This window comes from Pseudomonas sp. LFS044 (assembly GCF_047978245.1).
GTDB lineage: Bacteria > Pseudomonadota > Gammaproteobacteria > Pseudomonadales > Pseudomonadaceae > Aquipseudomonas.
In genome coordinates this window covers 60223-84107 of sequence record NZ_JBFPFX010000007.1, presented here as the reverse complement: position 1 = coordinate 84107, position 23885 = coordinate 60223, and the positions used below count along the sequence as shown (strand labels likewise).

At 62.7% G+C, this 23885-nt stretch carries 27 protein-coding genes and 1 tRNA gene; 15 read left to right on the top strand and 13 right to left on the bottom strand.

Translation table 11 applies throughout. The annotated features are described in order from the left end of the window. The gene (locus tag ACNQPL_RS07905) at window positions 1–750 is read right to left on the bottom strand and encodes a sulfite exporter TauE/SafE family protein (protein ID WP_416466392.1); all 750 of its coding nucleotides are present in this window, start codon (window positions 748–750) and stop codon (window positions 1–3) included. A 113-nt stretch (window positions 751–863) separates the two neighbouring features. Here ACNQPL_RS07905 and ACNQPL_RS07900 point away from each other — a divergent pair, with 113 nt between their 5' ends. The 3 genes from ACNQPL_RS07900 to ACNQPL_RS07890 all read left to right on the top strand — a co-directional run bounded on the left by ACNQPL_RS07900 (window position 864) and on the right by ACNQPL_RS07890 (window position 2901). After that, window positions 864–1820 (top strand): LysR family transcriptional regulator, encoded by a 957-nt coding sequence (locus tag ACNQPL_RS07900; RefSeq protein ID WP_416466391.1) that lies wholly within the window; start codon window positions 864–866, stop codon window positions 1818–1820. A 55-nt stretch (window positions 1821–1875) separates the two neighbouring features. After that, on the top strand, window positions 1876–2331 hold the full coding sequence (locus tag ACNQPL_RS07895) for a MarR family winged helix-turn-helix transcriptional regulator (RefSeq protein WP_346615002.1): 456 nt from the start codon (window positions 1876–1878) through the stop codon (window positions 2329–2331). 141 nt (window positions 2332–2472) lie between these two features. Then, on the top strand, window positions 2473–2901 hold the full coding sequence (locus ACNQPL_RS07890; RefSeq protein ID WP_346615001.1) for an organic hydroperoxide resistance protein: 429 nt from the start codon (window positions 2473–2475) through the stop codon (window positions 2899–2901). A gap of 112 nt (window positions 2902–3013) precedes the next feature. Here ACNQPL_RS07890 and ACNQPL_RS07885 read toward each other — a convergent pair whose 3' ends face one another. Both ACNQPL_RS07885 and earP read right to left on the bottom strand, forming a co-directional pair. Then, window positions 3014–3586 carry an elongation factor P gene (locus tag ACNQPL_RS07885; protein ID WP_043203751.1) on the bottom strand — a complete coding sequence of 191 codons (573 nt, stop codon included), beginning with the start codon at window positions 3584–3586 and terminating at the stop codon, window positions 3014–3016. Between the two features lie 48 nt (window positions 3587–3634). After that, window positions 3635–4768, bottom strand: a complete 1134-nt coding sequence (earP, locus tag ACNQPL_RS07880; RefSeq protein ID WP_416466389.1) for an elongation factor P maturation arginine rhamnosyltransferase EarP — start codon at window positions 4766–4768, stop codon at window positions 3635–3637. 144 nt (window positions 4769–4912) lie between these two features. On the opposite strand from earP, the gene ACNQPL_RS07875 reads away from it, so the two are divergent. Together ACNQPL_RS07875 and ACNQPL_RS07870 are read left to right on the top strand one after the other, a co-directional pair. Further along, the gene (locus ACNQPL_RS07875; RefSeq protein ID WP_416466388.1) at window positions 4913–5305 is read left to right on the top strand and encodes a hypothetical protein; all 393 of its coding nucleotides are present in this window, start codon (window positions 4913–4915) and stop codon (window positions 5303–5305) included. A 2-nt stretch (window positions 5306–5307) separates the two neighbouring features. Then, window positions 5308–5778 carry a GreA/GreB family elongation factor gene (locus ACNQPL_RS07870; RefSeq protein ID WP_416466387.1) on the top strand — a complete coding sequence of 157 codons (471 nt, stop codon included), beginning with the start codon at window positions 5308–5310 and terminating at the stop codon, window positions 5776–5778. A gap of 30 nt (window positions 5779–5808) precedes the next feature. On the opposite strand, the gene ACNQPL_RS07865 is transcribed toward ACNQPL_RS07870, so the two are convergent. Then, window positions 5809–6753: a LysR family transcriptional regulator gene (locus ACNQPL_RS07865; protein WP_416466386.1), complete on the bottom strand. Its 945-nt coding sequence runs from the start codon at window positions 6751–6753 to the stop codon at window positions 5809–5811. Window positions 6754–6870: 117 nt separating this feature from the next. Between ACNQPL_RS07865 and ACNQPL_RS07860 the strand changes: the two genes are divergently transcribed. The 4 genes from ACNQPL_RS07860 to ACNQPL_RS07845 all read left to right on the top strand — a co-directional run bounded on the left by ACNQPL_RS07860 (window position 6871) and on the right by ACNQPL_RS07845 (window position 11693). Next, window positions 6871–7620 carry a 3-oxoacyl-ACP reductase family protein gene (locus ACNQPL_RS07860; protein WP_346614996.1) on the top strand — a complete coding sequence of 250 codons (750 nt, stop codon included), beginning with the start codon at window positions 6871–6873 and terminating at the stop codon, window positions 7618–7620. Between the two features lie 139 nt (window positions 7621–7759). Beyond that, window positions 7760–8953: an MFS transporter gene (locus tag ACNQPL_RS07855; RefSeq protein ID WP_416466385.1), complete on the top strand. Its 1194-nt coding sequence runs from the start codon at window positions 7760–7762 to the stop codon at window positions 8951–8953. 97 nt (window positions 8954–9050) lie between these two features. After that, window positions 9051–9431: a hypothetical protein gene (locus tag ACNQPL_RS07850; protein WP_346614994.1), complete on the top strand. Its 381-nt coding sequence runs from the start codon at window positions 9051–9053 to the stop codon at window positions 9429–9431. Between the two features lie 123 nt (window positions 9432–9554). Next, window positions 9555–11693, top strand: coding sequence for a TonB-dependent siderophore receptor (locus ACNQPL_RS07845; RefSeq protein WP_416466384.1), 2139 nt, complete (start codon window positions 9555–9557; stop codon window positions 11691–11693). 140 nt (window positions 11694–11833) lie between these two features. Here ACNQPL_RS07845 and ACNQPL_RS07840 read toward each other — a convergent pair. Next, a tRNA-Ser gene (locus tag ACNQPL_RS07840) sits at window positions 11834–11923 on the bottom strand. A gap of 290 nt (window positions 11924–12213) precedes the next feature. On the opposite strand from ACNQPL_RS07840, the gene ACNQPL_RS07835 reads away from it, so the two are divergent. Further along, complete coding sequence (locus ACNQPL_RS07835) at window positions 12214–12903, top strand: crotonase/enoyl-CoA hydratase family protein (protein WP_346614992.1); 690 nt, start codon at window positions 12214–12216, stop codon at window positions 12901–12903. 89 nt (window positions 12904–12992) lie between these two features. On the opposite strand, the gene rhlI is transcribed toward ACNQPL_RS07835, so the two are convergent. Beyond that, a complete protein-coding gene (gene rhlI, locus ACNQPL_RS07830) occupies window positions 12993–13598 on the bottom strand; it encodes an acyl-homoserine-lactone synthase (RefSeq protein WP_003138177.1) in 606 nt (201 codons plus the stop codon). A gap of 77 nt (window positions 13599–13675) precedes the next feature. On the opposite strand from rhlI, the gene ACNQPL_RS07825 reads away from it, so the two are divergent. Both ACNQPL_RS07825 and ACNQPL_RS07820 read left to right on the top strand, forming a co-directional pair. Next, on the top strand, window positions 13676–14395 hold the full coding sequence (locus ACNQPL_RS07825) for a lysophospholipid acyltransferase family protein (RefSeq protein WP_416466383.1): 720 nt from the start codon (window positions 13676–13678) through the stop codon (window positions 14393–14395). Window positions 14396–14458: 63 nt separating this feature from the next. Next, the gene (locus tag ACNQPL_RS07820) at window positions 14459–15430 is read left to right on the top strand and encodes a magnesium and cobalt transport protein CorA (protein ID WP_346614990.1); all 972 of its coding nucleotides are present in this window, start codon (window positions 14459–14461) and stop codon (window positions 15428–15430) included. Window positions 15431–15477: 47 nt separating this feature from the next. Here ACNQPL_RS07820 and ACNQPL_RS07815 read toward each other — a convergent pair whose 3' ends face one another. After that, a complete protein-coding gene (locus tag ACNQPL_RS07815; RefSeq protein ID WP_416466381.1) occupies window positions 15478–16212 on the bottom strand; it encodes an amidotransferase in 735 nt (244 codons plus the stop codon). Between the two features lie 526 nt (window positions 16213–16738). Here ACNQPL_RS07815 and ACNQPL_RS07810 point away from each other — a divergent pair. Continuing rightward, complete coding sequence (locus ACNQPL_RS07810; protein ID WP_416466380.1) at window positions 16739–17539, top strand: c-type cytochrome; 801 nt, start codon at window positions 16739–16741, stop codon at window positions 17537–17539. Between the two features lie 115 nt (window positions 17540–17654). Here ACNQPL_RS07810 and ACNQPL_RS07805 read toward each other — a convergent pair whose 3' ends face one another. The 4 genes from ACNQPL_RS07805 to ACNQPL_RS07790 all read right to left on the bottom strand — a co-directional run bounded on the left by ACNQPL_RS07805 (window position 17655) and on the right by ACNQPL_RS07790 (window position 20984). Then, window positions 17655–17984 carry a ribonuclease E inhibitor RraB gene (locus tag ACNQPL_RS07805; protein ID WP_346614987.1) on the bottom strand — a complete coding sequence of 110 codons (330 nt, stop codon included), beginning with the start codon at window positions 17982–17984 and terminating at the stop codon, window positions 17655–17657. A gap of 176 nt (window positions 17985–18160) precedes the next feature. Beyond that, window positions 18161–18397 carry a hypothetical protein gene (locus ACNQPL_RS07800; RefSeq protein WP_346614986.1) on the bottom strand — a complete coding sequence of 79 codons (237 nt, stop codon included), beginning with the start codon at window positions 18395–18397 and terminating at the stop codon, window positions 18161–18163. Window positions 18398–18583: 186 nt separating this feature from the next. Continuing rightward, entirely contained in the window at window positions 18584–20641 is a 2058-nt protein-coding gene (locus ACNQPL_RS07795) for an LTA synthase family protein (protein ID WP_416466379.1), read from the bottom strand. 148 nt (window positions 20642–20789) lie between these two features. Next, complete coding sequence (locus tag ACNQPL_RS07790) at window positions 20790–20984, bottom strand: PLD nuclease N-terminal domain-containing protein (protein WP_346614984.1); 195 nt, start codon at window positions 20982–20984, stop codon at window positions 20790–20792. A 126-nt stretch (window positions 20985–21110) separates the two neighbouring features. Between ACNQPL_RS07790 and ACNQPL_RS07785 the strand changes: the two genes are divergently transcribed. Continuing rightward, window positions 21111–22049 carry a ZIP family metal transporter gene (locus ACNQPL_RS07785; RefSeq protein ID WP_346614983.1) on the top strand — a complete coding sequence of 313 codons (939 nt, stop codon included), beginning with the start codon at window positions 21111–21113 and terminating at the stop codon, window positions 22047–22049. A gap of 131 nt (window positions 22050–22180) precedes the next feature. Here ACNQPL_RS07785 and ACNQPL_RS07780 read toward each other — a convergent pair whose 3' ends face one another. Together ACNQPL_RS07780 and ACNQPL_RS07775 are read right to left on the bottom strand one after the other, a co-directional pair. After that, window positions 22181–22711: a hypothetical protein gene (locus ACNQPL_RS07780; protein WP_416466378.1), complete on the bottom strand. Its 531-nt coding sequence runs from the start codon at window positions 22709–22711 to the stop codon at window positions 22181–22183. 59 nt (window positions 22712–22770) lie between these two features. Then, window positions 22771–23295, bottom strand: a complete 525-nt coding sequence (locus ACNQPL_RS07775) for an ankyrin repeat domain-containing protein (RefSeq protein WP_346614981.1) — start codon at window positions 23293–23295, stop codon at window positions 22771–22773. 268 nt (window positions 23296–23563) lie between these two features. Between ACNQPL_RS07775 and ACNQPL_RS07770 the strand changes: the two genes are divergently transcribed. After that, complete coding sequence (locus ACNQPL_RS07770) at window positions 23564–23836, top strand: DUF3509 domain-containing protein (RefSeq protein ID WP_346614980.1); 273 nt, start codon at window positions 23564–23566, stop codon at window positions 23834–23836. The last annotated feature ends 49 nt before the right edge of the window (window positions 23837–23885 follow it).

Sequence of the window (23885 nt, the reverse complement as noted above, 5' to 3'; positions counted from 1 at the left end):
TTACAACTCGAACCCCAGCATCACCGCGCACACCACCAGGAACACACAGAACATCCCGCGCAGGATCTTTTCCGGCAGCGCATGGGCCAGCCGCACACCCCAGCTGATGCTGAGCAGGCCACCGACCGCCAACGGGATACCCACACTCCAGTCGACACTGTGGTGCACGCCGTAGGTCAGCAAGGTGACCATGGTGCTCGGCGCCGCCAGCGCCAGCGACAAGCCTTGCGCCACCACCTGGGTAGTGCCGAACACACTGGTCAGGATTGGCGTGGCAACCACTGCACCGCCCACACCGAACAGACCGCCCATGGTCCCGGAGAAGCAGCCCAGCACGCCCAGCCATGGCCAGGCATGGCGCATTTCCGGGCTGGGGGGTGCGGCCTTGAGAAACATCCGCACCACGTTCCAGATGGCCAGCGCCACCAGAAAACCGACAAAACCCAGGCGCATGGCGTGCGCATCAATGCCCACCGCCCAGATCGAGCCCAGCCAGGCGAACACGAAGCTGCACGCCGACAGCGGCAAGGCATGGCGCAACTCGATGCGGTTGCGCTGGTGATAGCGCCACAGCGCCAGCAGCACATTCGGCACCACCATCACCAGCGCCGTGCCCTGGGCCAACTGCTGATCCAGGCCAAACAGAACCCCCAGCGCCGGGATGGCAATCAAGCCGCCTCCAATGCCGAACAGCCCACCCAGGGTGCCCAGGCCTGCGCCCAGCACGATATACAACAACCACTCGATCATCAGGGCCTCATCCGCCTCATTCACAATGCGAGCATGCTAACGATTGCGCGCTGGCGGGGAAACGCACAGCAACGCACAATGGCTGTGCGTTTTATGCAAAAGCAAGGCAAACCATGAGCCCTGATACCCTCACCGACCAGTTGAGCCTGTTCCTTGACGTGCTGGAGACCGGCAGCTTTTCCGCTGCCGCTCGGCGCCATCCGCTGACGCCCTCTGCCGTGGCACGGCGTATCGACAACCTTGAGCATGCCGTCGGCAGCCGCCTGTTTACCCGCAGCACCCATGCCGTGCGCGCCACACCGGCGGGCAATGCCTTCGCCGAGCGGGCACGGCGCATCATCGAGGAACTGCGCCTGGCCCGCGCCGAGGCGGTGTCGCTGAGCAATGCCCCGGAAGGCCTGATCCGTATCGACGCCCCCGCCGCTTTCGGCCGCCGTCACCTGGCCCCGGCCATCGCCGACTTCCTCGTCGCCTACCCTGGCCTGGACGTGCACCTGCGCCTGATCGACAGTTTCGTCGACCTGCACGGCAGCCACCTGGGCGAAGTCGACCTGGTCCTGCGCGCCGGCCCTTTGGCCGATACTCGGCTGGTCGCCACCCCGCTGGCCTACATGGTGCGCATCGCCTGTGCCAGCCCCACCTACCTGGCCAGCCGTGGCGTGCCCGCCTGCCCTAGCGAGCTGCCTGAACACGACGGGCTGGACTGGGACGGCCTGGCGCCACCGTTTGCCTGGCGCTTCCACGTCGATGGGCAATTGCGCCTGTACCGCCCCGCACGCATGCGCATGGCCGCCAACAATGCCGAAACCCTGCTGTTCGGCGCCCTCGCAGGCCTCGGCATCGCGCATTTGCCGACCTGGTTGATCAGCGAGTACCTGCTGCGTGGCGAGCTGCTGCCGCTGTTTTGCCATGACGGACTGCCAGGCGCGGAGACCAGCGGAATTTATGCGCTCCGCCTGGAACATGAAACGAACTCTCGCAGCCGCTTGCTGCTCGAATTCCTCAAGAGCCGCTTCAGCCCGATTCCTCCCTGGGACCTGGCGCTGCGAAGCGAGCTGCGCTGGCAATGAGTGCGCTAAACTTGAGCGCGCTGGATTTCCACATTGATCATATTCAAGGACCTGCATGAACGCCGACACCCAAGCCTCTTGCGACGAGCTGCTGCTGGACAATCAGGTCTGCTTCGCCCTGCACTCCACCTCGTTGCTGATGACCAAGGTCTATAAACCCCTGCTGCAGGCATTGGGCCTGACCTACCCGCAGTATTTGGCCATGCTCGTGTTGTGGGAGCAGGACGGCCTGACCGTGGGCGAGATCAGCCAGCACCTGCTCACCGACCCTGGCTCGCTCACCCCCTTGCTCAAGCGCCTGGAAAGCGAAGGCTTGCTCAAGCGTACCCGCAGCCGCGAGGACGAACGGGTGGTGCTGGTGCAACTGACCGACAAGGGCCGCGCCCTGCAGCAGCAGGCCAAAGCGGTGCCGCCCTGCATTCTGAAGGCCAGTGGTCGCAGCCTTGAGAGCCTGCAGAAGTTGCAGGCAGACCTGCTTGCACTGCGCGACAGCCTGCAAAAGAACCTCTGAGGGCTATGCTGTGCAGTGCCCGTTCGGATGAGCGGTGAAGATTTATCTTGCGCACAAACTAATTGCGCGCTAAGTTAAATCCCGTACCCACCCGGCGCACCCGCCTCAAGCGGGTCGCACAGCACATTAGCGAGGCTCAAGATGCAAAAGGTCACTCCGCTGTACATCGCAGAAGCCACTTCCACTGGCGGTCGCGACGGCAAATCCCGCTCCAGCGACGGCAAGCTGGAAGTCAAGCTGAGCACCCCGAAAGAACTGGGCGGCGCAGGCGGTGAAGGCACCAACCCTGAGCAGCTGTTCGCTGCCGGTTACTCCGCGTGCTTCATCGGCGCACTGAAATTCGTCGCCGGCCAGGAAAAGAAACAACTGCCCGCTGACGCATCGATCACCGCCAAGGTGGGCATTGGCCAGATTCCAGGGGGGTTCGGCCTGGATATCGACCTGCACATCAACCTGCCGGGCCTGGCCCAAGCGGACGCCGAAGGGCTGGTGGAGAAAGCGCACCACGTTTGCCCTTATTCCAACGCTACCCGCGGGAATGTGGACGTAAGGCTGCACGTTACTGTCTGAATCTGGCGGCGCTTGCTTCGCGGGCAGACCCGCCGCCACAGCAAGCCAGTGCAAATTTCAGCCAAAAAAAACCCGGCCAAGGCCGGGTTTTTTGTGCACGTCACAAGAAGGATTACTTCTTGGAACGGCCCTTGTACACACCACCTTCGCGAGTGTCGATGTCGATCCACTCGTCGATGTTGATGAAGTCGGCAACCTGCAGTTCAGTACCGTTCTTCAGCTTGGCAGGCTTCATGACCTTGCCCGAGGTGTCGCCGCGAGCAGCGTTCTCGGTGTAGACAACCTGACGGCTGATGGTGGTCGGCAGTTCAACCGATACCAGGCGGCCTTCGAAGAACACGGCTTCACAGACGTCTTCCATGCCTTCTTCGATGAACGGCAGAACGGCTTCGATATCTTCGGCGTTCAGCTCGTACATGGTGTAGTCGCTGGTGTCCATGAAGGTGTACGAGTCACCGCTGATGAACGACAGGGTCGCTTCTTTGCGATCCAGGATCACGTCGTCCAGCTTGTCGTCCGCACCGTAAACGGTTTCGGTCTTGTAGCCGGTCAGCAGGTTTTTCAGCTTGGTCTTCATGATCGCGCTGTTGCGACCCGATTTGGTGAACTCGGCTTTCTGAACCAGCCACGGGTCATTGTCGATCCGCAGTACGGTACCGGGTTTCAGTTCTTTACCAGTTTTCATTACGAAGTATCCGAATCTGGATGGATTTATAAAAATCGAGGCCGCATATCATATCCAATTTCGGTAAAAGTGTACCAGCGCCTTGGCAAGGTCCGGCCGAGCGGCCTGACAGGCTGCCCAATCACGGGCGTGCTGCTGCAGCTCGGGCCAGTGTTTACGGGCCCCTTGCCACGCCTGGCGCATGTCATTGCCCATGTTCCAGGCGCGCCACAATGCCACCAGTGCAGCACCGGCAGCGTCCGACAGCCCCTGCCGATAAAGGTTGAGGAACGCCTCGAGCTTTTCCCAGTGGGCGTTTTCTTCTTGCACGTAAATGTGCCAGAGCATCGGCCGGCCCGCCCACTGCGCACGCACGAACGAATCTTCACCGCGCACGGCATTGAAGTCGCAGCTCCACAGCAGGCGGTCGTAGTCGTCCTGGCTGACGAACGGCAAAACCTGCACGGTCAGTGCGCCGCGCTGGAACAGGTCACCCACCTTTAGCACCGGCTCGCCTAGCCAGTTGCTCAGGTCACCGAGAATACGGCCTTGCGGCACCAGCAGGTGGGTGGCGCAAGTGTCGGCTGCCAGCGCATCGAGCCAGGCACCAAGTTGTGGGTTTTCGTAGGCGAACAGCGAAATCAGCTGCGCATCGGCCTGCGGGTATACGCCCAGGCCTTGCAGGAACGCCTCACGCGCCTCTGCGGACTGCTGCAACGCTTCGCGCCGCGCCAACAAAGAGGCCTCACGTAGCAGCCCGCCGGTCCTGTCGGTGAAGCCGGGGAAGAAAAACACTTTGCGCAGCCCGTTGGACTGGGGCGACGGCAGGCCGTGGCAGCCCTCCACCCAGTCTTCAGCGCTGAGGTAATCCAGGTTCAGCCACAAAACAGGCGTGGTGCGCACGCGCATGGTTTCGACGTAAGGCGGTGGCAACTGGCAGGCAAAGGCACCAATCACCACGTCGGCCGGCTCCGCTGGCTGCCATTCGGCCGGCCAGGCACGCACGTCCACACCTTGTTGCCATTGCTGCGCAGCACTGGCGTCAGCGCCCGGGCACAGCGGCACGAAGGCGCCCAGGTCGTCCACCCACAGGCGCACTGCCAGCCCGTGCTCGGCCACCAACTGCCGCGCCAGGCGCCAGGTCACGCCGATATCGCCGTAGTTGTCGACCACAGTGCAGAAAATGTCCCAGGTGACTTTCACGCTCTCTGCCATGTGCCCTGCCCTCGCCCTACGCAAATCGGCGAATTCTGAGGCTAAATCGTCGCCGACAAAAGCATTGGCACTGAAAAACCGCCCGATGCCATGCGACAATGGCCGCTCGTCCCGCACTGCCAGGAGGCCGCCATGCCCCGCCACCGTGAACTGAAGATCACTCTCAAGCCCCTGCAGCTGATCCTGTGCGTGGCACTGGGCCTGTGGCTAGGCGCCGTGGCCATCGCCCTGAGCCTGGGGCTTGCCCTGCGTTGGTGGCCCGAGCAGGTGCAACCGGTGGCCCAGGCCGTAGCCCCTGGCATTGCCCAGCCGGCCGCCCCGCCCGCGCAACCGCTGGATGCGCAGAGCGAGATGTTCGAGCGCTACAAGGACATCCTGCACAAGCAAGAACAGCAACAAGCCGCCGAGGCCGCCCAAGGTAACCCGCGTAACCTCAACAGCCCGAAGTGCCAGTTCTGGCTATCACAAAACCGCACCGCGCCGACCGACAAGAGCCAGGCCAACGTGCTGGAGTTCTGTTACTGATCATGGACAAGGCCACCCTGCTCACACGCATCATCGAAGCCTTGGAAACGGACATGGAGGTCTTGCGCCGCGCCGCGCAAACCGCCTACGAAACCGCCACCGCCGAAGAGAACATCGCTGAGAACAAGTACGACACCCTTGGCCTGGAGGCTTCGTACCTCGCCACCGGCCAGGCCCGACGCACCGCCGAGATCCGCCAGGCACTGCTGACCTACCAGCAGTTGGCCCTGCGCGGCTACGACCCCGCACGCGGCATCCAGATCACCAGCCTGGTGACCCTGGAAGACCAGGACGGCGGCCAGCGGCGGCTGTTTCTGGGGCCAGAGGCGGCTGGCCTGAAGATTGGCGAAGCGCACGGGCTGGTGACGGTCATCACCCCACGCTCGCCATTGGGCCAACAGCTGATGGGCAAGAAGGTCGATGACGAGGTCAGCCTGGGTGCTCAGCAGTTGTTCATTGTTGAGGTGGTCTGATCCGGCCTCATCGCGGGCAAGCCTACAGGTTCACCGTTCCCCCCCGGTCAACGCATCGAATTTGGCCGCCAACCCGCGCTCGGCGAACTGCTCCTGCACAAAATCGATGAACGCACGGGTCTTGCCGGGTAGCAGCTTGTGTTCGGCGTAATACAGGCTGATATGCCCATCATCCACATACCAGTCTGGCAACACCCGTTGCAGTTGCCCCGCCTCCAGATAAGGCACGGCAAACGGCAGGCTGACCAAGGCAATGCCCAACCCTTGCTGGGCCACCGCGCAGGCTGCATCCGAGTCGCTCATGGTCATCGCCTGGCGTAACTGCAACGGCTGCTGCGCCTGCCAGCGGCTGGTCAAGGGCCAGGAGCGCACGCGGCCGGTCTGGGGTGAGCGAATCAGAATGCCGGCATGGCGCTGCAGCGCTTGTGGTTCCTTGATCGCATCGTGCCGGGCCAGGTACGCGGGCGCCGCCACCAGCACGCGATGTGCCGGCGTCAGCTTACGCGCCACAACCCCCAGCGGCAGTTCGAACCCGCCGCCGATCGCGGCATCGAAGCCTTGGCCGATCAGGTCCACCTGGCGGTTGTCGAAATGCCAATCCGGGGTGATGGCCGGGTAGCGCTGCAGAAACTCACCGAGCAACGGCAACACGTACAACCTGCCAAACACGGTACCCATGCTCACCCGCAACAGCCCGGCCGGCTGGCCTTCGGCACTGGCCAGGTTGGCCACGGCGTACTGAATGGTGCGAAAGCTGTCGCTGACCTCGCCCAGAAATCGCTGCCCGGCTTCGGTCAGGGTCAGCTTGCGCGTACTACGCTGGAACAGCCGCACGCCGAGGCGCGCCTCCAGCTGGGCGACATGTTTGCCCACCGCCGCCGGGGTCAGGCTCAGGCGGCGGGCCGCTTCGGCGAAGCTGCCGACCTCGGCGCTGCGGATGAAACACTCAAGGGCGTTGAAAGATTCCATGGCCATGATTACCAACCAAAGGTTTACTCTGCCAATAGCGATTGCCATCTTATCAGCAGGTAATCATCGGCCGATACTGCGCCCATCCAAGGCATTCGGCCTTGCTTCCAGCAGGAGATCAGCATGTCCAAGCAACTTACTCTCGAAGGCAAAGTGGCCCTGATCCAGGGCGGTTCTCGCGGCATCGGCGCCGCCATCGTGCGCCGCCTGGCCCGCGAAGGCGCCCAGGTTGCCTTCACCTACGCAAGCTCGGAAGGCCCGGCCAACGACCTGGTCGAAGAGGTCAAGGCAGCCGGTGGTCAAGCGCTTGCCCTGCGCGCCGACAGCGCTGACGCCGCAGCCGTGCAACTGGCGGTGGATGACACCGTGAAAGCCTTCGGCCGCCTCGACATCCTGGTCAACAACGCCGGCGTGCTGGCCGTGGCGCCGCTGGCGGAGTTCGACCTCGCCGACTTTGACCGCACCTTGGCCATCAACGTACGCAGCGTGTTCGTCGCCAGCCAGGCCGCCGCCCGCTACATGGGCCAGGGCGGGCGGATCATCAACATCGGCAGCACCAATGCCGAACGCATGCCGTTTGCCGGCGGTGCGCCCTATGCCATGAGCAAGTCGGCGCTGGTCGGCCTCACCAAGGGTATGGCGCGCGACCTGGGGCCACAGGGGATCACCGTCAACAACGTGCAGCCAGGCCCGGTGGACACCGACATGAACCCGGCCAGCGGCGAGTTTGCCGAGAGCCTTATCCCGTTGATGGCGATTGGGCGGTACGGCCAGGTCGACGAAATTGCCAGCTTCGTGGCCTACTTGGCGGGCCCGGAAGCCGGCTATATCACCGGTGCCAGCCTGACCGCCGATGGTGGTTTCGCTGCCTGACTGAGGAGGTTGCCGGTACTGGCTGGCGAAACGGCGAGTACCGGCAACCTTTGCGGATAACCTGATAACCCTACGTTGGCGTCATGCCTGGCAGTTCCCGATACTGAATGCCACTGACCACTGCCCGCACGAGATTGCCATGAACGCCCCGAGTTTGAGTCGCGCCCTGATCCTGCTGATGGCCACCGCCACCGGCCTGGCCGTGGCCAGCAACTACTATGCACAGCCATTGCTGCACAGCATCGCCGAACAGTTCGGCCTGAGCACCGCCAGTGCCGGCAGTATCGTCATCGCCGCACAACTCAGCTATGGCGCCGGCCTGCTGCTGCTGGCGCCACTGGGCGACCTGTTCGAGCAACGCCGCCTTATCGTGGTGATGTCGGCGATATCCACCCTGGGCCTGGTGATCAGCGCCTGCGCACCAAACCTGCCATGGTTGCTCCTCGGTACCGCGCTCACCGGCCTGTTCTCGGTGGTGGCGCAAATTCTCGTGCCCATGGCCGCGACCTTGAGCGAACCACACCAGCGCGGGCGCGCGGTGGGCACACTGATGAGTGGCCTGCTGCTGGGCATCCTGCTGGCACGCACCGCTGCCGGCTTCATGGCAGAACTGGGCGGTTGGCGCAGCATTTATGTGCTGGCTGCCGTGCTGATGGCGATCACCGCCTTCGCCCTGTACCGCAGCCTGCCGCAACACCACAGCCACGCTGGGCTGAAATACCCGGCGCTGATCGGCTCGGTGTTCCGCCTGTTCATCGAGGAGCCGGTGCTGCGGCTGCGTTCGCTGCTAGGGTTGCTGGCATTCAGCCTGTTCGCCCTGTTCTGGACGCCGCTGGCATTCCTCCTGGCCCGCGAGCCTTACCATTATTCTGACGCGGTAATCGGCCTGTTCGGCCTTGCCGGTGCAGCGGGCGCGCTTTCGGCCAACTGGGCCGGGCGCCTGGCAGACCGCGGCAAGGGCTCGCTGGGCACCACGGTGGGCCTACTGGCACTGCTGCTGGCATGGGTACCGCTGGGCTTTGCCGAGCACTCACTGGCAGCATTGCTGCTGGGCGTGCTGGTGCTCGACCTGGCCGTGCAACTGGTGCACGTGAGCAACCAGAATGCGGTGATTGCCCTGCGGCCCGAAGCACGTACTCGGCTCAATGCCGGCTACATCACCTGTTATTTCATCGGCGGCGCGCTAGGCTCGTTGCTGGGCACGCAGCTGTTCCAGCATTCAGGCTGGAAGGGCATCGTGGTGGCCGGGTTGCTGATCGGCGCGCTGGCCCTGCTGGTATGGGCTTGGGCCGAACGCAAGCGCAAGCGGGCTGCGAAGGCCTGCGCGGCATAGCGCCGCACGACCCTCCGTCGCCTGCTCGTTGACTTGCCCGACGTGCCAGCGCTTCAGTAGGTGCTGGCCAAGCCCCTTTCACTGACAGGACGACTCAATGACAAGACTCACGGTGCAATCCGGCGATTTCTTGCAAGGTGAAGGCGAGTATCGCAATGGATCGCTCACACTCAAAACCCCGCGCAGCCCTTCGCCTGGCGAGCGTATTTCCCTCACACGTATCAGCGACCTGCAGCTCGCCAGCCTTGAGACCAGCCGGAGCCTGGGCACTGCACTGGGCTGGGGCGTGGCCGGCGCCCTGGTGGCTGGCCCGGTGGGCCTGCTGGCCGGGCTGTGGCTCGGTGGCAAGGAGGAGGAAGCCACCTTTCTTGCCACGTTCAAGGATGGCCGCAAGCTGATGGCCATCACCGATGGCAAGACCTGGTCGAAGATCGATGACAGCTGGCGCCAGCACCGTCGGCCAGCTAAAAGCGAATAAGCATCTCGGGCGCGCTCTGGGCTGCATGGGCCTGATAAGATGCGGCACTTTTTGTCTGCACTGGCCTCTTCGCGGGCTTGCCCGCGAATGGGCCCGTGCAATCTCGCCCATCAAGGACCTCGCATGCCCCTGCCCCGCCCCCGCCTGCCCCTGAGCCTGCTCAGCCTGGGCCTGGCCTTGCACAGCCCTCACGGTTTGGCTGACAGCAGTGTCACCCTTGCCCCCGTGCAGGTGTCCGACACCTACGGCAGCGAAGGCTATCAGGTGCGCGAGGCCGCAGTCGGCGGGTTCCAGGCCGCACCGCTGCTCGACACCCCGGCGTCGGTCAGCGTGTTCAGCCAGCAACTGATCGAAGACCGGCAGGTACGCCAGCTCAGCGAAGTGCTGCAAAGCGACGCCTCGGTCGGCGAAAGTTATGCCCCTATCGGCTACTACGAAAACTTCAACGTCCGCGGCTTCGAACTGAACGCCGCCAGCAGCTACCGCATCAATGGCCAGACCATTGTCGGCGAGCAGAACGTCGCCCTGGAAAACAAGCAGCAGGTCGAACTGCTCAAAGGCTTGTCCGGCCTGCAAAGCGGCGTGTCCGAGCCTGGTGGGTTGATCAACTACGTGACCAAGCGCGCCGAAGATGTACGTAGCGTAACTGTTTCGACCAACGAACAGGGCGAGCGCTATCTGGCCACCGACCTGGGCGGCTGGTTCGGCAGCGAACGGCAGTTCGGCCTGCGCGCCAACCTTGCCCATGAGGACATCCGCTCGTACGTCGACCATGCCGATGGCAAGCGCGACTTCGCATCCTTGGCCTTCGACTGGCAGATCAGCGCCGATGCCACCCTGCAACTGGATGCCGAATACCAGCACCGCGAGCAGCGCTCAGTGCCGGGCTATCAACTGCTGGGCGGCAGCCAAGTGCCGCACGGCATCGACCCCGATGACAGGCTGGCCTATCAGCACTGGGCCAAGCCTGTGCAGAACGATTCGCTGAACCTGGGCGGACGCTTCCAGTACCGCTTCAACGATAACTGGAGCGGCACGCTCAGCGCCTCGCGCAGCCACGTGGTGATCGATGACTACAGCGCGTTTGCCTGGGGCAGCGAAGGTGGCTGGCAGTCGCACTTCAGCCCGCAAGGCGACTACGACATCTATGATTTCCGCAGCCCTGATGACACCCGCCGCACGGATGAGGCGCAGGCCATGCTCAACGGCCGTTTCGATGCCCTTGGCGTAAGCCACGAACTGACGGTCGGCAGCAGCGCCCAACGACGCACTCTGGACCAGCGCCCCTACTACAACGAGTGGGTCGGCAGCGGCAACATCTACACCGGCGCGCCTGCCGTGGACCCTTCGGACAAGCCCGTAGGCAGTAGCGAGCGGCGCCTGGACAGCCGCCAGTACGGCCTGTTCGTCAGCGACCGCATAACCTTGGACGAGCACTGGCAAACCGTGCTTGGCGCCCGTGAAGTGCGCCTGGACGAAAAAACCTGGGACGAGAACGGCGTGGCCGGGCGCCACACCCGGCAATATCAGCTGCTGCCCAATGCCGCACTGATCTACAAACCGCGCCTGGACACCACCCTGTACGCCAGCTACTCGAAGGGTTTGTCGGCCGGGGGCACCGCCCCTTGGTTTGCCAGCAACGCTGCCGAAATCCTCGCCCCCACCCTGTCGCAGCAACTTGAGCTGGGCATCAAGCGCGACTGGCAAGGCATGAGCTTCAGCGCCGCGCTGTTTCAGATCCGCCAGGCCTATCAGTACGCCCGCCCGCAAGGCGATGGCGGTTTCACCTACGTGCAGCAAGGCCAGCAGAAGAACATCGGCCTGGAGCTGGGCGCCAGCGGCTGGGTGACCTCGAACCTGCAGGTCCAGGCCAGCGCCGCAGCGATTCGGGCACGGGTCAAGAACAGTGGTACCGATGCCTACGAGGACCATCAGGCGATCAACGTGCCGCGCCTGAGTGCCGCCCTGCAAGCCGACTACAGCCTGCCGGTCCCTGGCCTGGCATTGCTTGGCGGCGCGCGCTACAGCGCCAGCAAGTATGCGAGCCAGGCGGGGAATGTCGAGGTGGGCGGGTATACGGTGTTCGATGTCGGTACACGGTATCGCACGCATGTGGGTGGCTATGAGACGGTGCTGCGGCTGACTGTGGATAACCTGTTCGACAAGCGCTACTGGCGGGATGTCGGCGACTACCTGGGGGACAACTACCTGTTCCAGGGGGCGCCGAGGACGGCGCGGTTGTCGGCGTCGGTGAATTTCTGAGTTCTGCGGGGGCCGCTTTGCGGCCCATTCGCGGGGCAAGCCCGCGCCCACAGATGTTCAGCTGACCTTGGACGCGCGCCCTACTACCCCTGAAACAAAAAGCCCCCGAACTTTTCAGTTCGGGGGCTTTTCGCAGAATGTGGCGGTGAAGAAGGGATTTGAACCCTTGATACGATTTCTCGTATACACACTTTCCAGGCGTGCTCCTTCGACCACTCGGACACTTCACCGTTTTCTCTTCAAGGCATTCACCCTGTCGAGGCGCGCTAATTTAGTGGAAGAGCTTTACCTTGGCAAGCATTTTTTTCAGTTTTTTCATGCATTTAAGCCAAACAGATAAAAACCTGAGGTTGCCAGGGCAATGCTGCCATTCTCGCCTGCGCTTTTACGGGCTGGCAACGCTCTACCCCGGCGCACCAAGGCGTTGAGCCCTGCCACTGACTGGCCAGTCAGCCTTGCTGCTTTACCTGGCCCACGGCGCTGGGTAACGTCATCGTCACGCCACCTAAAGGACTCTGCCATGAGCGAGCTGATTACCTACCATGCCGAAGACGGCATCGCCACCCTGACCCTGAACAACGGCAAGGTCAACGCCATCTCGCCGGATGTCATCGACGCTTTCAATGCCGCCCTCGATCGTGCCAAGGAAGAAAGGGCCGTGGTGATCATCACTGGCCAGCCGGGCATCCTGTCCGGCGGCTACGACCTCAAAGTGATGACGGCCGGGCCGAAGGAAGCAGTCAGCCTGGTCACCGCCGGTTCCACGCTGGCCCGTCGCCTGCTTTCGCACCCGTTTCCGGTGATTGTCGCCTGCCCCGGCAACGCAGTGGCCAAAGGGGCCTTCCTGTTGTTGTCGGCCGACTACCGTATCGGTGTAGAAGGGCCTTACAAGATCTGCCTGAACGAGGTCCAGATCGGCATGACCATGCACCATGCCGGTATCGAACTGGCCCGCGACCGCCTGAGCCGCGCGGCCTTCCAGCGCTCGGTGAACAATGCCGAGATCTTTGACCCGCAGGGTGCGGTAGAGGCCGGCTTTCTCGACAAGGTGGTACCGGCCGAGCAACTGCAGGACACCGCCCTGGCCGCGGCGCGTGAACTGAAGAAGCTGAACATGCTGGCGCACAAGAACACCAAGTTGAAAGTGCGCAAAGGGCTGCTGGATGTGCTGGACAAGGCCATCGAGCTGGATCAGGAGCATATGGGCTGACGGTACCGGCCCCATCGCCGGCAAGCCAGCGCCTACCGGAGTAGCGTGCTTCCGCCTTAATAGGGCCGGCTTGCCGGCGATAGCGCCATTCACACCGCCATCGACAGCGGTACACCCTGCAGCCATTCCGGGTGGTAGCGCAACAGCATCTCCAGGCCGCGCTCCTGGTAGGCCGGGAAGCTGATCGCGACCAGCGTCTCGCCCTTGACCTTCTGCGGCGGGCCGAGGCGCTGGAGGATCACGCCGTTGCGAACGAAATAGCGCTCCATGGCCGTGGTGGTCACCGCCACCACCGAACTGGCCCCCAGGTACCAGCCGCATTGCAGGCTGGACCAGAATATCTTCATCGCCAGCTGCGGATCGTCCGCCGCGCTGGCGGCGTAGCGCGAAAGCTCCCAGACCGACGGATCGCTCGGCGGGGTTTCGCTGCACAGGTAGGCGAAGACGTCCTTGAGCAGGTAGGCGTCGGTCGTCGGCAGCAGGCGGGCGCAACCGCAGATGCCCTGGCGGCCCATGGCGACGATGTAGCGGGTTTGCGGATGGTCGAACTGGTCGAATTCCTGGTCGCGGACCCTGGAGGTGGAGACCACGTCCCAGCCCAGCTTCTCGATGAAGACTTGATGCCGGTAGCGTCCCAGCTCGGCGATCATGGCGGCGGAAAGCCCTTCCAGCGATTCAGAGAGCAATTCGATCATCAGCCACAACACCAGGGTTTGCCCAACACAGTGCACAACCGTACACTGCACCGCGACCGTCTGGTGTGAGTCGTACCATGCTTTACTGCCTTCGCATGCTCCTGCTGGGGCTGCACTTCGTGCTGGTTGGGGTCATTGGCCTGCTCATCGGGCTGCTGCGCCCGTTCAACCGTGACAACAGCCGCCTCTTCGCCCGCCTCTACAGCCTGCCAGCCACCTGGCTGATGCGCATCAAGGTCAAGGCCGAGGTCGGCCCGCTGTGGGACCAGCCGCCCGGCTGCGTGATCGTCGCCAACCACCAGTCCAACTTCGATCTGTTCATCCTCGGCCACGTGGTGCCGCAACGCACGGTCGCCATCGGCAAGAAAAGCCTCGGCTGGATCCCACTGTTCGGGCAGCTGTTCTGGCTGGGCGGCAATGTGCTGATCGACCGCAAGAACGCCTACCAGGCGCGCAAGGCGATGCAGGTGACTACCCGCATCCTGCGCGACGACACCTCGATCTGGATCTTCCCCGAGGGCACGCGCAACCCCGAACAACAGCTGCTGGCGTTCAAGAAGGGTGCCTTCCACATGGCCATCGACGCAGGCGTGCCGATCGTACCGGTGTGCGTCAGCCGCTATGCCCGGCGCCTGAGCCTGAACAGCTGGCGCCAGCGCACGGTGGTAGTGCGCTCGCTGCCCCCAATCGCCACAGCCGGGCTTACCCAGCAGGACCTGCCGGCGCTGATCGAGCAGTGCCGCGGGCAGATGCAACAGTGCATCGATCGCATGGAAGGTGAGTTGCCTCAGCCGTAGGTTGCCCTCCTACGCTATACAGCCCAAGCTGTAACCCGTGTTCAACCGGACAAGTGGATAACCATGGGTCGAGTCGTGGCATCGGCGGTGTACAGCGCCGGCAGAAAGGTCACCAACATCAGCATTGACGAAGGCAGCGAGTGGGCGCAAAAGCCGGGGCATTTCGTCTGGATCGGCTTGGAAGAGCCCAACGCCGAAGAACTGGCCAACCTGCAGCGCCAGTTCAACCTGCACGAACTGGCCATCGAGGACGCGCTCGAGAAGCACAGCCGGCCGAAGCTTGAAACCTTCGGTGATGCGCTATTCATCGTCACCTACTCGCCCGTGCGCCATGAGGGCAAGCTGGAATTCATCGAGACCCACATCTTCGCCGGCAATGGCTACATCATCACCTGCCGCAACGGCCACTCGAAATCCTACGCCCTGGTGCGCCAGCGCTGCGAAGCGCGGCCGCTGCTGCTGGAACATGGCGAAGACTTCGTGCTGTATGCCTTGCTCGACTTCGTTACGGAAAACTACCAGCCCGTCAGCGAAGCCATACATGGCGAGATCGAGGAGCTGGAACAGAGCGTACTCAGCGGCTCGCTGCTCGAAGAGGACATTCGTCGCCTGCACGGCCTGCGCCGCGACATCCTGCGCCTGCGCCGCTATGTGGCACCGATGGTGGAGGTGAGCGAGGAGCTGCAGCGCCTGAGCTTCCCATTCATCGACAAGAACATGCGCCCGTACTTTCGCGACGTGCAGATCCACGTGACGCGGCAGATGGAAGACTTGTCCGGGATACGCGACATCGCCAGCCAGACCATCGAGATTGGTATGTTGCTGGAGTCATCACGGCAAAGCCTGGTGCAACGCAAGTTCGCAGCGTGGGCGGCGATCCTGGCCTTCCCTACGGCAATTGCGGGGATCTACGGGATGAACTTCCAGAACATGCCTGAGCTGAGCTGGCACTACGGCTACTTCGCGGTGCTGGGGGTGATTGGGCTGGGCTGTGCGGGGTTGTTCGCGAGCTTCAAGAAATCCGGGTGGCTGTAGCGTGTCGGGGCCGCGCTGCGGCCCCTTCGCGACGCGGCCCACAAGGCTCAGGCAGCGTTACCGTTCGACTTGGCCGGCTGCTGCACGAAACGCATCATCCACTCCCCGACCAGGTCGCCCTGATGCTCGGTGGCCAGGCTCGCCACTGCCTTGTGGTAAACCTCATCCCCCAGGTACTCCTGGCGCGCATCGAGCAGTGCCCGCGAGTAGTCATGGACGAACTCCGGGTGGCCCTGGAAGCACAGCACCTGGTCACGAATGTGGTAGGCCGCATTCGGGCAGAAATCACTCGAGGCAATCACCGTGGCGCCTTCCGGCAGCTCGGTCACTTGGTCCTGGTGGCTGATCAGCAGGGTCAGTTCGGAAACCTCCGGGTCCATCCAGGGGGCATGCGCCGCCAGTGAATAGCGATGAATGCCTACCCCCCAGCCCTTGTCAGCGCGCTCGGCCTTGCCACCCAGCGTCAACGCCAGCAATTGATGACCAAAACAGACGCCCAACAGTTTCTCGCCACGCTCGTAAAGCTTTAGCAGGTAGGCCTTGAGGGTCTGGATCCACGGGTCTGCGCCAAACGAATCAGCCTTGCTACCGGTTACCAGGTAGGCGTCAAAGCGCTCGTCATCGGCGGGATAGTCGCCGTTCATCACGTTGTACACACAAAACTCGGCTGCGATCGGCTGCCGCGAGAAGAGCTGCTCGAACATCCTTCCGTAGCCCTGGTACTGCGCGGTCAACTCCGGTCGCAGGACATCGGTTTCAAGGATGCAGATGCGTAACGACATAGGGATAGTCCTGAACGACATGAGTGGGAATCTGCTGTAGAGACTGACGCGAAAGACACGTACAAGCAAGTAGGCTGCACTGACGAACGGTCACATTTTGTCGGGTTGTGACGGGAGTATTCGCAGCCGTCTAGCCAGAGCGTGTCAGCGAGCTGGCCCATGGCCTCATAGCAGATGGCGATTGTCTATCATAATTGTTAGAACAAAGGGTTCTGAAACATGGATAACGTTCGCCCTACTGTTGGTTGTATATCGATTTGAAGAGGTAAGCAGTACGGGCGTGAATCACGCCACGGTGATCGACCCGAAGCGCGACAGGGAAGCCAACGGGTATTCAGGAATAACAACAAGAAGGCGGTCCGCCATGTTCAGACAATCGAAACTTCGCCAAGCTGGGCTCATTTTATTTGCCACGACCTTGCTGCTGATCCTGCCAAACCTCACACGCTTGTTCGGATGACGGTGGCTGTGGCCTTTACGGGCATTGCACAGGTAACCTGCCGGCCATGACGGTCGGAGATTGCCCATGCGCCCCTGCTTTGCCCTGCTAGCCCTTCTATTCAGCCTGCCGCTGCAGGCAGCGCAACTGCACCTGGAGTTGGGGAGCCTGTCTCGCAAGTGGGACAGCGCGCAGCTGCTGAGCCTGCCGCAGGCCCGCGAGATCAGTGTCGATCAGGACGTTTCCTACAAACGCCCCATGCGCTATCGCGCCGTCCCATTGGCCACGCTGCTGCAGGGCATCAAGGCGGATGACCATCTGCAAGCCGTCGCGCTGGACGGCTTTGCTGCCGAAATGCCCGCAGCACCGCTGCTGCAGGATGGCCCGGCACGCGCCTGGCTGGCCATCGAGGAGCCGGCAAGACCGTGGCCGGCGCTGGGCAAGGGCAAGCCAAGCGCCGGGCCGTTCTACCTGGTTTGGACCGACCCGCAGGCTAGCGGCATTCGGCCCGAGCAATGGCCCTTTCAAATCGCCACGATTCGCCGCCTGGCCGCTGTCGAGGCTCGCTTCCCCGCCCTGCTACCGGATCCGATGCTGACTAAGGATGACCCGGTGCGCCAGGGCTTTGCCCTGTTCCAGCAGAACTGCCTGGCCTGCCATCGGCTAAACGGCGCAGGGGACGCGCAATTCGGGCCAGACCTGAATGTGCCGCACAACCCGACCGAGTATTTCCAGCCTGGGTTCTTGCGCCAGTACATTCGCAACCCGCAAAGCTTGCGGCAATGGCCGCAGGCGCGCATGCCTGGATTTGCCGAAAGCGTGTTGAGTGAGCAGGAACTGGACGCGCTGCTGGCTTATTTGAAACATATGGCGGGGCGCAAGCCTTGAGAATCACGGCGCCATTCATGCGGGCAAACCCGCCCCACAGGCACACAACAGCAGTCAAGGCCGGTGATGTACCTGTGGCAACGGGTTAATCGGCGAAACACACACCGCGAAGGGCTCAGGCCCTCGGCCGCTCTTGCTTGACGCCCCACCCTTCTACCTCACCGCCATAGGGTGAAACGACCTGCTCGAAGGCTTCTTCAAAGTCACCGATACCACCGTAGGTGGCATACATGATCTTGCTCAGTTCCAGGTGCCACGCACCATCATCCCGTTCACGCACCTGAGCATTGAGTGACTCGCCGCGAAACTGCCCGGCCGCTCTTCGCGCGCCGGCTTCATCTGGAAATACCGCGTAAAACTCGATGGGATGGATCTGGCTGAAGTCAAAACCGCCTGCTTTCATCTGGCGCAGGACATTGCTGCTGATATCGTCGTGGCTGCTCATGAATCGTCCTCCCGAATAACGCAATGGATAGACTTTCCGTGCACTACGCACCCGCCGGCATGGCCGGGCAGATCGAGCTGATGCAAGACGCGAATGGAACAGGTGCAGCCCCGCAGAACAGGCCAACACCTCCCTGCAGCGTAGTGCCTGCGAGGGCACCACGCCAACTTGCGGGGTCAGGAAGCTTCTTGAATGCGGGTGATGACCACGCCGTTCTGCTCTTTGAGCCAGCGTGCAGTGGGCGACGGGGCGCGGTCCTGGAAGTCGTTGAGGTCCAACTCGTCCATGACGGGGAATAGATGCGAACGAATGGCGCGGGCCGCTTCCTCCTCGCTAGGGCACTGCTCACCGTGCAGTACCAGCGTGGTTGGCTCGCCTTTCTGGTCAGCAAAAATGACTTCCCACTCTTTCATCGAATAGCCCTCTCAAGCAGAGAACATCGGGTGTGATGCCTGTAAATGCTTGACCGTGGGCGGAGGGATTTGTTCAGTCAGTTGCAGCCAGTGGTGGGCTCATCGCCGGCAAGCCGGCTCTCACAGGGCGCCACTGTTCGTTGGTTCAGTGGCCTACCTGTGGGAGCCGGCTTGCTGGCGATGGGTTCAGTTCTTAGGTGTGCCGTGCACCACACCCGCCGTGTTATCCAGCAGGCTCTTGGTCGCCGTCTGGATGTAGGCCTCGAGCTGCTTGAGCATCTGCGGCTGGTCCGGGCTTTCGATCAGCTCGGCCTTGAACTCGCTGCCCAGCTGGTAGCGGTACATGCGCGGGGTCATGTCCTTGGACTCGATGAGGATGCGGTCACCCTGCACCAGGCCCACGATCTGCTCGCTGCCCGACGGTTTGATCATGCCCACGCCCTGGTCGCCCTCAGGCAGGTTGAGCAGGTCGCGGCCCCAGCACTGGTGGCGCGCCTGGCCACCAAGGCGGCCCATGATGGTCGGGACGATGTCGACCTGCGTACCCACGGTGTGGTTGACCGCACCGAACTTCTCCTGGATACCCGGGGCAATCAGCAGCAGCGGTACGTTGAAGCGACCCAGGTCGAGCTCGGTGACCTGCTGGTGGTTGCCGAAACCGTGGTCGCCGACGATGACGAACAGGGTGTCCTTGAAGTACGGCTCCTTGCGCGCCTTCTCGAAGAACTGGCCCAGCGCCCAGTCGGAATAGCGCATGGCGGTGAGGTGCTCGTCCAGGCGGCCCTGGCCGGTGACCTTCTCTACCGGCAGGTCCTTGGGCAGTGCATACGGCGTGTGGTTGGACAGCGTCTGCAGCAGTGCATAGATCGGCTTCTTGCCATCGTGCTTGGCCAGCTCCTCGTTACCACGGTCGAACATGTCCTGGTCGGACACGCCCCAGGTCGGGTCGGAGAACACCGGGTTGACGAAGTCGTTACGGCCAATGAAGGTGGTCATGCCTTGGTTGCCGAAGAACCCGGACTGGTTGTCCCAGGCAAAATCACCGTTGTAGACGTACACGTCGTCGTAGTCACGGGCACTGAGCAACGCTGGCAGGCCGGACAGCTTGTGGCCGCCTTCCGGGGTCTGCATCAGGTATTCGAAACCTGGCAGGTTGGGGAAGCAGGCCATGGTGGCGAACATGCCCTGGTGGGTATGCGTGCCGTTGGAGAAGAAGCGGTCGAACAGCAGCCCCTCTTTTGCCAGCTTGTCGAAGTACGGGGTGATGTTGTTCGGGCTGCCGAGTGCGCCTACCGAATGGCCGGCGAAGCTCTCCATGAGGATCACCACGACGTTCTTGACCGGCAGGGTACGCTCGGCCGGCGGCACGAAGTCACGGCGGATGGCGGCCTCGTCTGCGTCAACCAGGGTGTCGTGGGGGGTCAGCAGCTGTTCACGCACGGTCTGCGTGGCGAGGTTCTGCTCCAGTACCGGCTTCCAGATGTTGGCGCGGTCTTCGCCGAAGCGGCTCTTGGCAGCATCGATCAGGGTCAGGGTGCCGTTCAGGCCAAGCTGGTTGACGAAGTTGGAATCGGTGGTGAAGGCATCACCCCAGCGCATCGGCGGGCCTTGGCGCAAGGTGCCACGGGCGGCAACCACGGCCACCAGCAGAATCACCATGAACACCGCCAGGCGGTTGTACCACGGCGCCACGCGCTGCAGGCCATTGCCACGGGTCAGGCGGTCGATGCCCTTGAACAGCAGGCTCAGCAGCCAGGTGCCGAACAGCCACGCCAGCAGGTAGCGGACTACCGGGAAGCCGTACCAGAGCATGCTCATTACGGTTTTCGGGTCTTCCTTGATGTACTGGAAGACCAGGCCGTTGAGGCGCTGGTGGAATTCGCGGTAGAAGTCCATTTCCATCAGGCCGAGGAACATCACCACGCTCGAGGTGATGGTCAGCCAGAAGCGGAACAGGCCGCGCTGGGCCATGGCCCAAGGGCTCAGGATGGCCAGCAGCAGCGGAATGCTCAGGTACACCACCACCCGCAGGTCGAAGCGCAAACCGTTGAGGAAGCCCTCTGCGACCGTCGAGTAAGGGGTGTCGCCGATCATGTCGCTGTTGTAGATCAGCAGTGCCAGGCGAACCAGGCTGAGCATCAACATGATCACCAGGCCGCTGAGCAGCGTATAGGCCAGGTGCGATTTCAAGGTCGGCGTAAAAGCTCGCGCGCCCTGTTGCTTCAAGGCATCCGTGTTAGCCATGAATGGGGAGATCCTAGGATTGCGTGTTTGCGGGGATGGCGCCGGCGCTAGACCAACGCAGCATTGTGCGGGTGCGGATTCTGTTTAAACCAATGTGAAAATTTTGTCACGAGGCTGTTGCTGATTTTGTCAGTGCCAGCAAAGTGCCCTACCCGATCCGCACATTGCCCCTGGGCCCGGCAATCGCCCAGATCACCAGCCCGATCACAGGGAGCAAGGCGATCAGCAGTATCCACAGCACCTTGACCCCGACCTCCCTGCCACTCTTGATCACATTGAGAATGGCCCAGATGTCCAGGGCCAGAATGATCAGGCCAACCAGGCCGTTGAAAGTGGAACCCATGCCAAAACTCCCGTCGAAGGTGCATGCTGCACAGCATAGCCAGCTATCACGTCGATAGAAGGGAATCCTTGGCCTGCCCCACAGGTCACTGGATAAACTGCAGGTATTCATCGATTCGAGGTTCGCATGCCCCCAGCCCACACCCAAAGCGCTGCCCAACCCTCTTTGCTGAGCGCCTGGCGGCAACAGGTGGTGAACACCCCATGGCTCAGCGCAGGCCTTGGGGTCAGCCTGCTGGCGGTGATCGTGCTGCTGGCGGCAAGCTTCTGGAACGCCATCAATGGCGACCATGCCGACAACCTTCACCTGGCGCTGCTGGGCGGTTTGTCCGGCTTTGGCGCCACGGCGCTGGGTGCTGTGCTGGCCGTTGTACTGCGGGATGTCAGCGCGCGCAGCCAGGATGTAATGCTGGGCTTTGCTGCCGGCATGATGCTCGCCGCCAGTTCGTTCTCGTTGATACTGCCGGGCCTGGATGCGGCCCGCGAAATCACCGGCAGTGGCCCGGCTGCGGCCTTTACCGTGGTGCTGGGCATGGGCCTGGGCGTGTTGCTGATGCTCGGCCTGGACCGCTTCACCCCGCACGAACATGAAAGCACGGGCCCGTGCGGCCCCGAGGCGGAACGCATCAGCCGGGTGTGGCTGTTCGTGCTGGCGATCACCCTGCACAACCTGCCCGAGGGCATGGCGATTGGGGTGAGCTTCGCCAACGGTGACATGAACATCGGCCTGCCGCTGACCAGCGCCATTGCCATTCAGGACATTCCCGAAGGCCTGGCCGTGGCCCTGGCCTTGCGTGCAACCGGCTTGTCGAATTTAAAAGCAGCGCTGGTGGCAGTCGGTTCGGGGCTGATGGAACCGCTGGGCGCGGTGATCGGCTTGGGGATTTCCACTGGTTTTGCGCTGGCCTACCCGATCAGCATGGGGCTGGCGGCGGGAGCGATGATCTTCGTGGTGTCCCACGAGGTGATTCCCGAAACCCACCGTAATGGTCACCAGACGTCGGCGACCCTGGGCCTGATGGGCGGGTTTGCGGTGATGATGTTCCTGGATACGGCGCTGGGCTGATGGGTGCAGTGGCTGCACTGGCCCTATCGCCGGCAAGCCGGCTGCCACGCCGACCCCACCGAACCTGAGGGCGGTGATACCCCAGTGGGAGCCGGCTTGCCGGCGACAGGGCCAGTGCTGACAACCTGACTTCAGACGTGAACTGCGACCTTCAAGGCCTCCAGGGCCGGCTCGACCTTGATCCCCAGCTCGCTGCCCAACTCCAGCACGCGCGCCAGGTCGTTCTGGCCCACCATCACCACCTGCAGCTCGTCGTCGAGCAACTGGCTGAAGTTGAGCAACACATAACCGCCGCCCTCTTTGTTCAAGGCGCCCATCTGCACCTGAATGCGATTCAACGCCGTCAACGGCTCGGTACGCGCCAGCTGCTTGGGCTTGAGGTTGAACGGCACGCTCTTGTCGAACGAGTCACTGATCTGCTGGAACAGGTCCTGATAGCTGTCGGCCTGGAACACCACGGTGTCCGGCAGGCTGCCGAGCACAACCCACTCGCCCAGCGGGATCGGGAAGCTGTCGTCGTAGTTGATGTCCGGGTTGGCGGCAAGGAAGGTGGCGGGGTCGGCGTAAGCCTGGGCGGCTTCGTCGGCAATGCGCTCGATGTCTTCATCGCGCATGCAGCCGGCGGCGATGAGGCTGATGAATTCGAGCAACTGGTTTTTCATGAAGGGGGCCTGCGGCGGGTGAAAAGTCGCCTAGGATAGCCGCAAACGGCCCCCGACGGTTAGCCGGCCAGCGCCTGCAGGCGGGCAGCGGTGTCTGCAGCCCCCATGGTTTGCGCTGCCATCAGTGCAGTAGCGCCGCGCGCATCCTGGCGTGCCGGGTCGGCCCCAGCCGCCAGCAGGTATTCGAGAATCTCACTGCGGTTGAACATGGCCGCGAGCATCAGTGCAGTACGCCCGTCCTGTGCTGCGGCATCCACCGGCACGCCGTTTTCCAGCAGCAGGCGGATCATCGCCATATCGCCCTTGAACGCCGCGCCGGCGATTGGCAACTGGCCGTTGTCATTGGCGATCAACGGGTCGGCCCCATGGGCAAGCAGCACGGATACCGCCTGGTGGTGGCCGTGGTAACTGGCCAGCATCAGCAACGTGTCGCCTTTGTGGTTGCGCAGGTTGGCCGGCAAGCCACTGGCCAAAAGGCGCTGGAGCATTTCCCAATCGCCTTGGCGGGCCCGCTCGAAAACCTGCTCGGCGAATGCTGCGGTTTCTTCATCGGTCATGGCGGCGGGAGCGGGTTGGTCGGACACTTGAACCTCCTGGCAGAAAAGATTGCCTAATTGTTTGTCAGGCCTGCCAAGCGGGTCAAAGGTTCAGATTCTATGAGGCTGATAGGTGTTGCCCGCTTCGTGCAAATTGCATTGTGCAAAATGCACGACCATGCAGCCTGCACGGTCACCCCTCTTAAAAATTGTTACAAGTCACTGATTTTAAAGGACTTTTTCGAAACATAAGGATTGGCACGGTCACTGCAACCATCAACTCACGTCTGCCCACACATTCAGTTCAGGAGTTGATATGGACCTCATCCAGGAAAAGTTCGTCTCGGTGTTCTCGGCCTACCAGGTCACCACCCAGCCTCGCCCCGATGGCGGTGTCCTGCTGACCCTGCGCGCCGCTGACGGCAAGGTCACCCGCCGCGTGCTGACCTACGGGCAACTGCACAGCGCCGAGCAGCTGTCCTGGGCGATCAGCGCCATTCGCCGTGACCTGGCCGAGCAGGCCAGTGAGCTGCCGGTGATCACCATGCTGCAGAGCCAGCAGCGGTTTGCCCTGCCGACCTATCGCTAAGGTTTGTCTGCACCGGCCTGCACGTGGGCGAGCCCGCTGCCACAGGTAC